Raw genomic sequence first — 13,768 nt, 5'->3', positions numbered from 1 at the left:
TTACGTTGCATCGCAACAATATTACGCCGCGCATATTCTTCTAAACGTGGGCGTTCCGCTATTACTCTACTATATATGCAACGGTAGGTGTTTGTTAGTAGCACTGACTTCTTGTTAGCTTAAATCGTTTTGGTACAAATATTTAGATGTCACATACCAGCCCTGCTGCACCTCTATCGGCCGATCACCGTACGTGTACGACACACGATCAATCGATAGTAGTGGATAAGCAGCTTGGATACCTAGTAGTTTTGCTACTACCGCATTAGCAGAGATCGCACGGATTTTCTCAGACGCACGAACTATCCACGTACTGAAATCAGTTTTGAACATTGCACACGGAGCCCATTTATACTCGGACAGTTGTTCTAGCGTGAGCCCTCGAAACATCGCACCAGGTAGCCAGATCTCATCGAGCACCATTGGTTTAACCTCGAACTAAATCACACACTTGACCAGCACTACCGGGGGCCGCATGCTTAAGTTCCAGACGTCGAGCAATCTCAGCCGGTGCACGCAAACGACGCACCTCTAACAGGCGATTCTTATAGGGCTGTGGCTTGCCCTGGTCAGGCATCAACCGTAAGAAATAGAATTGAATATGCTCTTTATTATTGATCGACACGAATGTACCTTTACCCTGTCGTCGTACAAGTAGATGACTAGAGGCTAGCCCGTCACTTGCCCTGCGCACGGTGCCTTGGCTAACTTTATATCGAGCAGCCAGCTCTACTTCACTCAGGATAATTGCACCTGGTTTTTACTCCACCCCACTCTAAACTTTGAGTGATAAATGTCTTAATTTGTTGATGAAGTGGGCTATAAACGTGGGCAAGGATACAGCCAGACTGCACTCAGTGCTATTGGTCGTGCTGCCTGGACTCATATAGATCGAATACATGATGTTATTTCAGCATGAAAAGCACTAAACGGTCTATATTTTACCTTATATATCCTATATCCTATATAAGATAGGGTTGACTTTGCATACCTTGTCTCCTAAGATAATTATTGAACAATGTGAGAGAGCCAACATTTACTGGCGCGCTATATTCTGTATGAACGTAATTACTATATTCCAACAGACGCTTATGTAGATAAATAAAGCACATTTCACCGACATACGTGAATGGTCCGATAAAACATGATCTAGAAGAGCTTTTCAGCATGCTTAACAGCGTTCTTTGTTGCGTTAAAGTCTAGTCCTGGAGATTTATCAACAATGCCTAAGCCCGCTAAACGCATTGCCGTCACCGGCGCAGCAGGTCAAATTAATTACTCACTGCTATTTCGTATCGCAAATGGTGACCTACTTGGTAAAGATCAGCCTATCATCTTACAGTTACAGGATCTTCTACAGGCGCAGAATGCCGTACATGGCGTGGTGATGGAGCTTGCAGATTGTGCTTTCCCGCTACTTTCTAACGTAGTAGTAACAGACAATCTAAAAGTTGCATTTAAGGATGCAGATATCGCAATACTAGTTGGTGCTCGCGCTCGCTCTAAAGGCATGGAGCGCAAAGACTTATTATCGGTAAACGCAGGGATTTTCGCCGAGCAGGGTCGCGCACTCAATGAGGTTAGTAGCCGCGATGTAAAAGTACTAGTAGTAGGCAATCCAGCTAATACTAATGCCTATATCGCAATGCAGTCGGCGCCGGACCTACCTAAGAAAAACTTCACTTCAATGCTTCGTCTTGATTATAATCGAGCGATATCGCAACTGGCCGATAAAGCTAGAAAGCCGGTCAGCTCTATCGATAAACTTATAGTATGGGGCAACCATTCGCCGACAATGTACCCAGATTTCCGCTTTGCAACAGCTGAGGGACATTTACTAACTCAACTTATTGACGATGATAAATGGAACCGAAACGTTTTTATACCAACAGTAAGTAAGCGCGGAACTGCAATTATTCAAGCTCGCGGATTATCGTCGGCTGCATCTGCGTCTAATGCGGTAATTGATCATATTCGAGACTGGATCCTTGGATCTAATGGTAAGTGGGTCACGATGGGCGTGCCGTCAGACGGCTCATACCACATCCCAGAAGATATCGTCTATGGCGTGCCGGTAATTACTGAAAAAGGCGAATATAAGCGCGTTCAGGATCTTGAGATAGATACTTTCTCTCGCGAGAAGATGGACATCTCGCTTAGCGAGCTACTTGAGGAGCGTAATAGTATCAAGCTAACGCTTAGCTAAGATAGAATATTAACAATATATATCTTGACACCCGTTACTTTATTCTTCAACAGCTAAAAGCGCTATTTTTGCTAATGCAAAACTCTTTCTAGTTGCATTAGAGTATGCAATCGGTCATGCTCATCACTTCTAAAAAACCGCAGCTGTTATCACAGAAAAAATATTAGCCGAGACAGCATTTATTCAGTTTATAGATACAGATTAATATGTTTTTTACTAATAGTCGACAGCGTCAATTTGGACTAAAGCACTAAAAGAGGTTAATGTCCGAATCTATCGGGGGCGCCTAAGCGACGCTAGGCAGTATCAAACGCACAAATCGTGCTTGATGCCGATCAACATCGACAACTGGTCTAGGATAAACTGTCCCGTTAATACCGCCCTTGCTTTAGGAGGGCGCGTAGCTAAACCTCCTGATAAAATACTCTCTTGTAGGTTCTAGGAAGTACTCTATCTGGGCTTATATAGCGCTGCTTATTACTAATACTAGTAGCCCGCCGGGCATAATTTGTGCGCACTTAGCGTGCTATACACTATCAATAAGTAAAGCTCGATGACTAATCTAAGCTAGTCTAGCTTATTACTGATACTAGATAGTAGTAAGACTACCCGTTAATTTTCTAACTCACAGTTTTCCTCGCTAATCTCGAGCATCGCTCTACTAACAAGTACCGAACCATTATTATTGACGTCTTACCGTACTAAGACTGCTTTGCATCGGTCCCCGTTAATGAGGGCGCTAAATTGAGTTGCATCATGACTTAATTAATAATCCATGCGCACAAAGGAAACATCATGGCCCATAATCTTTATAAAACGCTTAAGACATTCGATAGTGGCTTAGGTAAAGGTCAATATTATTCATTACCACAGCTTGGAAAAGCCCTTAATATTCAAATCGACCGATTACCTGTGTCCATTCGTATTGTGCTCGAATCTGTGTTGCGTAATTACGATGGTAAAAAGATTAGCGAGGAGCATGTCGAACAGTTAGCGCGGTGGCAACCAGATGCCGTGCGCACTAATGAAATTCCATTTCTCGTATCACGAATCATATTACAAGATTTCACTGGGGTACCGCTTCTAGCTGATCTTGCGGCAATGCGCAGTGTCGCACAGCGCGCCGGTAAGAATCCGAAGTGCATCGAGCCTTTAGTGCCGGTCGATCTAGTTGTAGACCATTCAGTACAGATTGACTATTTCCGGCAGAAAGATTCTCTAAGCCTAAACATGCGGCTAGAGTTTGAGCGCAATAAAGAGCGCTACCAGTTTATGAAGTGGGGTATGCAAGCATTTAATACCTTTAAAGTTATACCGCCAGGTGTAGGAATCGTACATCAAGTAAATTTAGAATACTTAGCTCGGGGCATGCATAAGAAGAACCTTGATAATAGTATACTCTACTACCCTGATACGCTCGTAGGTACAGATAGCCATACAACAATGATCAACGGTATTGGCGTAGTCGGCTGGGGCGTAGGTGGTATCGAAGCTGAGGCAGGTATGCTTGGTCAGCCAGTATATTTCCTAACACCTGATGTAGTCGGCGTTGAACTTAAGGGCCAGCTGCGAGAAGGCGTAACTGCGACGGATCTAGTACTAACCATTACCGAGATGTTGCGTAAGGAGAAAGTAGTTGGAAAGTTCGTCGAATTCTTTGGAGAAGGTACTAAATCGTTAACGCTGCCAGATCGCGCTACGATCGCCAATATGGCGCCAGAGTATGGTGCAACTATGGGTTTCTTCTCAGTTGACGATAAAACGATTGATTACTTTAAAGGAACCGGCCGGACTAAAAAAGAAATAACTGAGTTAGAAAACTACTTGAAGATACAGGGTTTATACGGAATTCCAAGCACCAATCAGATTGACTATACAAAAACGCTATCGCTGGACTTAAGAACATGTACGCCGTCACTTGCCGGCCCAAAACGCCCACAAGACCGGATTGAAATTAGCAGCGTAAAGAGTACGTTCGCTGAATTATTTTCGCTGCCTGTCTCACAAAATGGTTTTTCAAAGAACGCTGATGACCTGAGTAAGGTATACAAGACTACTGATGGCATCGAGTTAAAGAATGGCGATGTATTAATCGCTGCCATTACTTCATGCACGAATACATCAAATCCAAGTCTGTTAATTTCCGCTGGCTTGCTTGCAAGAGCGGCGGTTAATGCAGGCTTGGTAGTAGCGCCGCATATAAAAACATCACTCGCACCAGGATCAAGAATTGTTACACAGTATCTAAGCGATACTGGTTTACTGCTATTCTTAGAGAAGCTCGGCTTCTCGGTTGCAGCATATGGCTGTACGACTTGTATCGGTAATGCTGGTGACTTAACTTTACCACTTAACTATGCAATTACTAAGCATGACATAGTCGCTACTGCGGTGCTATCAGGTAACCGTAATTTCGAAGCACGGATCCACCCAAATATTCGAGCGAACTTTCTTGCTTCGCCACCTCTAGTAGTTGCATACGCTATTGCTGGTACGATCACACGCAACCTGATGACCGAACCAGTTGGTCAAGGAAGTGGTGGACGAGATATCTACTTAGGTGATATCTGGCCCTCCAGCAAAGAGATTAATAGGCTCCTTAAGCATGCGTTAGATGCAAAAAAGTTTATAAAAAACTATGCGCAGTTGACGCAACAAGATGACTTATGGAGTCAAATTCGGGGTGATAAAGGCCAAGTCTATAGCTGGCCAAAGTCTACTTATATTGCCGAACCACCGTTTTTCGGCAAGAATTTTTCGATGCAGCCACTTACTCAGATTGGATCAATCAAGAACGCTCGAGCATTGGGAATCTTTGGCGATTCAGTGACGACAGACCATATCAGCCCAGCTGGATTAATTAAGGAAGAGTCTCCGGCAGGCTGCTGGTTAAAAGCTAACGGTGTTCAAAAAGCTGATTTTAATAGTTATGGCTCACGGCGTGGAAATCATGATGTGATGGTGCGCGGCACATTTGCTAATGTGCGGATCAAGAATCTAATAATTCCGACTCAGCTCAACAGCACCCAAGTAGAAGGCGGATTTACTATCTATCAGCCGAGTGGCGAACAGATGTCCATCTATGATGCCGCAATGAGGTATATTGCCGTAGGCACGCCAACCATTATATTTGCTGGCGAAGAGTACGGTACCGGTTCCTCGCGTGACTGGGCGGCTAAAGGCACCTACCTACTCGGCGTAAAAGCAGTCATAGCGTGTAGCTTCGAGCGCATTCACCGTTCAAACTTAGCGGGTATGGGTATCCTACCGTTACAGTTTAAGAATAAGGAGAGCACTTTATCGCTTGGTATTACGGGTGAAGAAACCTACGATATTGAAGGCCTCACAGCGGAGCTAAAGCCACAACAGGAAGTTACATTAGTAGTCCGAGAGAAGGGCGGGGATTTAAAAAAAGTACCGGTGATTTTGCGTATTGATACGCCGATCGAGATCGCCTATTATAGGCATGGTGGAATTTTGCCGTTCGTGCTTCGTCAGTTATTAGACATATAATCCGTTCACCATAAACTATCCCTAAACTATACTGTACGGGTACAGTAAATATAATATTACTGTACCCTAAAAGTAGATTAATATTTCACTTAGCCGCAACCTAATTCCATCAGGCTTTTTGACTGCGTATCGACAATCAGCTGCGATACGCAAATCTTATGTAAGCCAGCTTATTTCTAATAAATTTAAACTTAACATCTCTTTGCGAGCTCTGTATAACAGACAGAGCTCGCAAAGAGATGTTAATCCATAACCGCAGTATATGCCGCATTCTTATTATCAGGCTCTTAACTAAAGATAGTTTTTAGTTATTTATCTTTTAGTAAAAGATGCCAGATTAATATCTCTTATTGTGTATGCTAGTAAGAGCACCATATTAGTTACTGCTAGATTTTTAAACGCACTGCATTAGTAAACACCGCATTGCACAAACATCCGTTTCAACTTAGGATAGAAAATGTGCTGTTAGATCAGATCCAGACTATAATCAAAGGGTTTTTCGTATTTTAATTGGCATATTATGCGCTCGCGTATCGATAAACATCTCTCACCTGATGCCGACAAACTTATAGATTTATCACTGGCGCTTTTCGCATCCGGAAGCCGAATTGAAGATCGTTTTTGGGAAGTAAAGCTTGATGAGCTAATCAAAAAAGTGATTCGTAATAGAAATCAAACAACACTAGATGTGGCTTTAGATTATTTGCGAAAAAAACATTCGGATGTCTATGGTACTCTTGCCGACCTAGCGGAGACTCATAGTGAATCGACTTATATGGATCACGATGGTCAATCATATTGTATACTGCTTATTGCGGCACCAGTATTAACTTGGACTCGTTATATGATCCCATCCGGCCCGCTAAAAAACAATATTGTTAATGCGCTGCGTGCTCAGTTACAAGAACACGTCTTTGCAATGCGGGCTCGATCTGCTTTAGCGCCATATTTATATAGTATCGATCAATTACCTCGCCACCATGCTGAAACGTTTCAGCTTGTTCAAAAACTTGGACAAGCTGCACTTTTTGGGTGTGAAATCAATCTAAAGCCTAATGATCCACAAGAAACGTCGCTTATCCTTGCTGATCCTCGCTTCCTAATATCTGTAGTTGCTACGCCAGCTGGCGAGCCGTTATTCCGATGGCAGGAAGAAGATAGCAGTAGTGTACGCATCAAGCGAGGACAATGCTTAGAAAAATGGCGTGCTCAGGGTAGAGCAAATTTTCCGGGTATTCTACCTGGTTGCGAGTTTGACTGCCTACTACCAGACGCATATTACTCGGCCTGCCGTCACGCAGATGAAAAAATTCGCCCACATACTATACGAAGCGCAGTTAGGTATCTAGGCGACACAATTATTGCCAAACCAGATAAACTACGTGCGGTTATTGCAGGTTTCGGAGAACGACAGGTAGATGAATATAGAATAGCTTTTACCAGGCGAGGTAATAATGATGTAATTTATGGTGTCGTATGGCCTTTATACGGCCGTGAAACCAGCGATTTTAACTCAGAAAATGAAGTGCCTTCTATAGAAGATCCGGCGATCGGTATCCTTGACAAAATTGTTGGATTACTCAAAGATATCGGAGTTACTGATATCCGTCGTCATGCAGCTTGCTTTGAGCCAGAATATTGCGACGATTGTGGTGTACCGCTCTATGCTAATCCACTTGGTGAGATTGTTCATGCTGAAATGCCTGAAGATGCTGAGGAAACGCAACCACACTTTCACTGATATTGACGGTCTAGTCTATTGTTATATGCGTATCTCTAAATCAGTTTTTTGTTTTTTATACTATTTACCCTTTGTAAGGTGTTGCACTCTACAGCATACTTAATCTGTTCTTTTTAGGTATTAGGTTTGTGTAGGTGTAGAATTTTTTGGCCATACCTTTGGCCATACGCCAGTCAGAATTTTTTCTAGCCAGAACGCGCCAATAATTGTCTTAACGTCACTGATTTTTCCAGACTGGATCCACTCGTACAGCTGTGCTAGTTCAACAATAATTGTTTCTAAAAACTCACCATCATCTAATTGAGGCTCTCCCGGAGTAAGTCCATACGCCAAATATAAGTCAATAAATTCAGTTGAATATGCAATAACCGGATGGATTCGAGTTAAGTAAATAAACTCGTTTGAGTGATAACCAGTTTCTTCTCGTAGTTCACGTTGGGCGCATTCAAGCGACTCTTCCTGAACATTAAGTTTTCCAGCTGGGAACTCTAGCATCACATGATTCATCGGATAACGATATTGGCGTTGCATTATCACGCGTCCATCATTCAATATGGGCAATACCATTGCTGCCCCGGGATGTTTAATAAACTCGCGAGTAGCTGTTTTACCATCTGGTAACTGTACAATATCGCGTTTTAGTATTAAAAAATTGCTTTGATATACAGTTTGCCCATCGAGATAAATCTCATTTAGATGGGTGTCTCTGGTCTTAATACATTTCACATCGCGCCTTTTAAATAGCGTTAAGTGGCGTCTAATTGAAGAGATGCACTCTGCTTGACGCTATATGCTAAATAAACTCTAAAATACAAGGAAAATAAACGATTGTAACGTGATTAAATAAAAGTATGTGCTTTATTTAAAGAGCTTATTTAGTCGAGGTCACCAGTAGTAGAGGGTAATATAATAAAAAATTATTGTTAGCACGACAACGTCCGGCGAACTACCCATAAGCAGCTCGACATTAACGGTCCAGGAGCTATACCTAGTAATAGTACTGACAAACCATTACAAGCGAGTATTACTCGACTAGCTTTGTATGTAGTAATTTGCGTTGTGTCAACTGGCTTATTAAAATACATGAGCTTAATAATACGTAGATAATAAAATGCCCCAAATAGAGATGTGACGGCAGCAAGTACGGCTAGCCACGTTAGGTTCGCATTTATAGCGGCCTCAAGAACTGAAAATTTCGCATAAAAGCCGACCGTTGGAGGGATACCGGCTAATGAGAGCATAATAATTAACATCATAAATGCGAAGACCGGACTGCGCTTATTTAAGCCCTTAAGGTCATCTAGCATATCAGCCTCATAATCACGACGCGCAAGTAGCATTATTATGCCGAATACGCCTAGCGTAGGCAGCATATACGTAATGCTATAAAACACTGCAGATCCATAAGAATTCGCTATATTATTTACTTTACCGCTAATAACGCCAGATAGCAGTCCAAGTAGAAGAAAACCCATATTTGATATCGCCGAATAGGCAAGCATTCGCTTTATGTTGGATTGAACGATACCCGCGATATTGCCCACTATTAAGGATAGTGTGGCTAGAATAGCTAGCATCATTTGCCAGTCGATAGCTAATGGTAATAATCCAACCATAAAAAATCGTAACGCCCATGCAAATACAGCGACTTTTGCTATTCCACCAGTCAGCAATGTCATTGCTGTTGGTGCACCATGATAAACATCAGGTACCCACATATGGAATGGTACAACACCCATTTTAAAGGAGATGCTTGTAACAATAAAGACAACACCAAACAACAAAGCGGTATGATTAACACCACCTAATGTAATCGAAGTAGATATATCATTTAAGTTAAGCGAGCCGGTTGCTCCATATATCATCGAGATACCGTATAAGAGGAAACCAGATGATAGAGCCCCAAGCACGCAGTACTTTATCGCAGCTTCAGTTGACTGTGGCATATCACGACGCAATGCAATAAGCGCATATAGGGATAGCGACATAAGCTCTAATCCCAAGTATAGTGTCAGGAAATTATTGCCCGATACCATGACTAGCTGCCCTAATAGCGAGAACAGTGCTAGAAGATAAAAGTCGCCACAAAATAGGTCACGCTCTTCAAGATACTGGCGTGAATAAATCAGAGAAACAGCAAAGCCGAGCGAAATAAATAATTTTATCAGGCTCGAAAATGGATCAACTACATACATATCAGAAAAGTAGTAGTGCGAATTCGGATCAACTATAATTACCGCATACCAGAACGTAGCGATTAAGGCAGAGCTAACTGTAGCTAAGTAGGTTAAACCCCGTCTATTTTTGCCGATAAAAATATCACTTATCCATATAACGATAGTTGCTGTCGTCAAAAATATGTCTGGCAATAGAGCATTAAGAGAAGCATGACACATAGTGTTTATCCCTTCTCTACTAAAGCGTCGCTGGCAGCTTTGACTGCGCGAGATGGAAGAGCAAATTAATTACTGATTCGTGCATCAGATCCATAAATGGCTTTGGAAATATGCCCATATATAAGATAAGTAAAGCTAGTACTGTTAATACCGAAAACTCTCGGTAATTTATGTCAGTAAGTTTCGCGACATGATCGTTCTGAACTGCGCCGAAATAGACACGCTTAACCATCCACAGCGTATACGCGGCGCCTAAGATTAGGGTAATTGCCGCAAGGAATCCAATCCAAAAATTAAATTTAATAGCTGATAAAATTACCATAAACTCGCCCACAAATCCGGAGGTACCTGGCAGTGCGCAGTTTGCCATAGAAAATAATACCGCGAACGCTGCAAGTTTAGGCATTGTATTTACGACGCCACCGTAGTCGACAATCTGGCGCGAATGCATACGTTCATATAAAACACCGATGCAAAGAAACATTGCGCCTGACACAAAACTATGGGAGATCATCTGTATAATGGCCCCTTCAATGCTAAGCTGACTGAAGAGGAAAAAGCCGAGTGTGACAAAGCCCATGTGCGCGATTGATGAGTATGCAACCAGCTTCTTCATATCTGTCTGTACTAATGCGATAAAGCTAATATAAATCAGAGCGAAGAGCGAGAGTGTAATCACAACTGGCGCCATTAGGCGGCTAGCGTCTGGCGCAGTAGGTAATAAGAGGCGTAGGAAACCATACGCGCCAAGCTTTAGCATAATTGCCGCTAGCACAACCGATCCACCAGTAGGTGCCTCAACGTGTGCATCAGGTAACCACGTGTGTAGCGGCCACATCGGTACTTTGACCGCGAACCCAAGGAAAAATGCGATGAACAAGAATACTTGTGGCATTATAGGCAGCGGAAGCGCATACCAGGATGAAATTTCGAATGATTGTGACTGGGTATATAGATAGATCAATGCGATTAGCATCAGCAATGAGCCAGCTAACGTGTATAAGAAAAATTTAAACGCTGCATATACGCGGTTTGTGCCGCCCCAAATTCCGATAATTAAGTACATCGGAATTAGTGTTGCCTCGAAAAAAACGTAAAATAGCATTCCATCGGCTGAGGAAAATACGCCAACCATAAGACCCGATAGAATTAGAAAAGCAGCCATATACTGTGCTATATCGTCTGTAATTACCTCCCATCCAGAAATTACAACGAGAACTGTAATAAAGGCTGTTAGCACGACAAACCATACTGATAGTCCATCGATACCCAGATGGTACATAATGTTAAAACGTGAAATCCAGGGCACGTTTTCAACAAATTGAAGGACAGATGTACTTGAGTCGAAGCCCTTAACTAGGGGAAGTGTGATGATAAAGCTAAGCACTGAGCCGCTCAGCGCGGTCCAGCGCGCAATACTTGGTCTCTTACCTGAGCCGACTACAAGAACAGCGATACCAAATACAATTGGCATCCAGATCGCGAGAGTTAAAACCAGAGAATGAGCGTGCATACCTATCCTTACGTTATCTTTTTAGGGTAACGAACAGGGTTAGCAACCCTAACATGCCAATAACCATAGCGAAGGCATAGTGATAGATGTAACCGGTTTGTAGAAAGCGAATTATGCTAGAAAACTTCGCGACAGCCCGAGCACTGCCGTTGACTAAGCCATCAATAACTATGACATCACATCCCCTCCAGAGTTTTTTGCTGAATATTACTGTGCCCTTAACAAATATAGCCTCGTTTATCTTATCAATGTAATACTTATTAGCTAATAGCGTATAAATGATTGGGAAGCGCTGGTGAATTGCAGCAGGGATATTTGGTTGCTTTACATATAGGAACCAAGCGGTAATAACGCCAGAAAGCGTGAGCCAGACTGGCAAGCTTAAAATAGAATTTAATGCCATCGGTATCCAGCCATGGAACTTTTCGGCCATCTCGCGTAACGCTCCATGACACTCGTTAACGTAAATTACTTTATCGAAAACGACTCCGCGTGAGAAAAAGTCGCCAGAAATTATTGGGCCAACTGCTATTGCACCAATTATTACAGAAGGGATTGTAAGTAATACTAGAGGCAGAGTCACCATCCATGGAGGCTCATGCGGTTCATAGCCCGTATGATACAAGCTTCGGAAGCGCTCATGACCACAAAACACCATAAAAAGCATTCGGAATGAGTATAAAGCAGTTACAAATACGCTAGCATTCACCGCAAAATATGCAAATCCAGAACCTGACAAGTGCGATAACTTAACCGCCTCGATAATTGAATCTTTAGAATAGAAACCTGAAAAAAACGGCGTCCCAATTAGCGAAAGAACACCAACTAATGAGCTTCTCCAGGTAATGGGCATATATCTGCGCAATCCGCCCATATTGCGCATATCCTGGTTATGATGCATGCCAATAATGACTGAACCAGCACCTAAGAACAGTAGCGCCTTGAAAAAGGCATGTGTCATTAAGTGGAATACTGCAACTGAATAAGCAGAAGCGCCAAGTGCTACGGTCATATAGCCTAACTGGGACAGTGTCGAGTATGCGATGACTCGCTTAATATCATTCTGAACAATGCCTAGAAATCCCATAAAGAGCAAAGTAATTGAGCCAATTACCATTATGAATGATAGTGTAGTGTCTGATAGTTCAAACAACGGCGACATTCGGGTTACCATAAAAATTCCTGCAGTTACCATTGTGGCAGCATGAATTAGTGCGGAGATTGGCGTTGGCCCTTCCATTGAGTCGGGTAACCATACATGCAACGGAAACTGCGCAGACTTACCCATAGCGCCTATAAATAGGCAGATACAGGTCACCGTGATGAGCTGCCACTGCGTACCCCATAGTACACCTGCGCCGATTAACGCGTCGCGATGGGCAAATACCTCACCATAATTTAATGAACCTATATAAGAAAAAATTAAACCAATACCTAGCAAAAAACCAAAGTCGCCAACGCGGTTTACGAGGAATGCCTTAAGATTCGCGTGAAGTGCAGTCGAGCGCGTGTACCAAAATCCAATAAGCAGGTAGGATACTAGACCAACCGCTTCCCATCCGAAAAATAGTTGTAAAAGATTATTGCTCATTACAAGCATTAACATTGCGAATGTAAATAACGAAATGTATGAGAAAAATCGCTGGTATCCAGGATCCTCAGCCATATAGCCAATCGTGTAGATGTGCACCATTAGGGAGACAAAGGTAACTACGCACATCATCATTGCGCTTAGCGAATCGACTAAAAAGCCAATTTCAAGCTTTAAGCTAGATTGTCCCAGTGCAGTACCCGGTAATATTGCCCATTCATAAATCGTGCCATTAAAACTAGCATGATTAAGCACATTAATAAACACTAGCACGGAGACTGCAAATGCAATCGCTACACCGAGGATTGTCACACGGTGTGCGTTATAGCGGCCGATCACTTTGCTAAATAGGCCGGCAATCAGTGAGCTGACTAGAGGCGCTAGCGGGACAGCTAGCAGTAGGTTAGGATTAAGTGTCGTTACCATAATAGTCAAAGCCTTTTCTCCTTAGCCTTTAAGCAGGTTGAGATCTTCGACGTTAATCGTATTAAGGCTACGGAATAGTGTAACTAAAATTGCCAGGCCGATTGCTGTTTCGGCGGCGGCTACAGTTAGTACGAAAAATACAAAGATCTGGCCATCCGCGCCGCCAAGATAATGTGAAAATGCAATAAAATTAGTGTTCACTGCGAGCAGCATTAACTCGATCGCCATCAGGATTAAGATTACGTTCCGGCGATTTAGGAAAACTCCAACGATTGAGATCGCAAATAAGCTCGCACCGAGCACAAGGTAATGGGCGAGGGTTAACATGATTTAATTCCTTATCTTAGTCAGCAAGTATTGCTAACTGATCCAGTACTAGTAG

Annotated in this window: 8 protein-coding genes and 1 pseudogene; 3 read left to right on the top strand and 6 right to left on the bottom strand. The window is 42.8% G+C overall.

Going from position 1 to position 13,768, the window contains the following annotated elements; translation table 11 throughout:
• Positions 1 to 114: 114 nt before the first annotated feature.
• Positions 115 to 854 (bottom strand): annotated as a pseudogene (locus KW136_RS02360) (GntR family transcriptional regulator).
• A gap of 368 nt (positions 855 to 1,222) precedes the next feature.
• Between KW136_RS02360 and KW136_RS02355 the strand changes: the two are divergent.
• The 3 genes from KW136_RS02355 to KW136_RS02345 all read left to right on the top strand — a co-directional run bounded on the left by KW136_RS02355 (position 1,223) and on the right by KW136_RS02345 (position 7,460).
• A complete protein-coding gene (locus KW136_RS02355) occupies positions 1,223 to 2,206 on the top strand; it encodes a malate dehydrogenase (RefSeq protein ID WP_216796879.1) in 984 nt (327 codons plus the stop codon).
• A gap of 795 nt (positions 2,207 to 3,001) precedes the next feature.
• Positions 3,002 to 5,719, top strand: coding sequence for an aconitate hydratase AcnA (gene acnA / locus KW136_RS02350; protein WP_216796877.1), 2,718 nt, complete (start codon positions 3,002 to 3,004; stop codon positions 5,717 to 5,719).
• A 520-nt stretch (positions 5,720 to 6,239) separates the two neighbouring features.
• Entirely contained in the window at positions 6,240 to 7,460 is a 1,221-nt protein-coding gene (locus KW136_RS02345; protein ID WP_216796875.1) for a DUF2863 family protein, read from the top strand.
• A gap of 120 nt (positions 7,461 to 7,580) precedes the next feature.
• Here KW136_RS02345 and KW136_RS02340 read toward each other — a convergent pair whose 3' ends face one another.
• From KW136_RS02340 to nuoK, 5 genes are all read right to left on the bottom strand, one after another.
• On the bottom strand, positions 7,581 to 8,186 hold the full coding sequence (locus KW136_RS02340; protein ID WP_216796873.1) for an NUDIX domain-containing protein: 606 nt from the start codon (positions 8,184 to 8,186) through the stop codon (positions 7,581 to 7,583).
• Positions 8,187 to 8,383: 197 nt separating this feature from the next.
• A complete protein-coding gene (gene nuoN / locus KW136_RS02335) occupies positions 8,384 to 9,856 on the bottom strand; it encodes an NADH-quinone oxidoreductase subunit NuoN (protein WP_216796872.1) in 1,473 nt (490 codons plus the stop codon).
• Between the two features lie 19 nt (positions 9,857 to 9,875).
• The gene (locus tag KW136_RS02330) at positions 9,876 to 11,369 is read right to left on the bottom strand and encodes an NADH-quinone oxidoreductase subunit M (protein WP_216796871.1); all 1,494 of its coding nucleotides are present in this window, start codon (positions 11,367 to 11,369) and stop codon (positions 9,876 to 9,878) included.
• Between the two features lie 13 nt (positions 11,370 to 11,382).
• Positions 11,383 to 13,386 carry an NADH-quinone oxidoreductase subunit L gene (gene nuoL, locus KW136_RS02325; RefSeq protein ID WP_216797444.1) on the bottom strand — a complete coding sequence of 668 codons (2,004 nt, stop codon included), beginning with the start codon at positions 13,384 to 13,386 and terminating at the stop codon, positions 11,383 to 11,385.
• Between the two features lie 21 nt (positions 13,387 to 13,407).
• Complete coding sequence (gene nuoK / locus KW136_RS02320) at positions 13,408 to 13,713, bottom strand: NADH-quinone oxidoreductase subunit NuoK (protein WP_216796870.1); 306 nt, start codon at positions 13,711 to 13,713, stop codon at positions 13,408 to 13,410.
• Positions 13,714 to 13,768 lie beyond the last annotated feature (55 nt).

Origin of the sequence: Candidatus Vallotiella hemipterorum (assembly GCF_910593725.1) — a bacterium.
In the GTDB taxonomy this organism is placed as follows: Bacteria; Pseudomonadota; Gammaproteobacteria; order Burkholderiales; family Burkholderiaceae; genus Mycetohabitans; species Mycetohabitans hemipterorum.
This window is presented reverse-complemented; position numbering and strand designations above follow the sequence as displayed.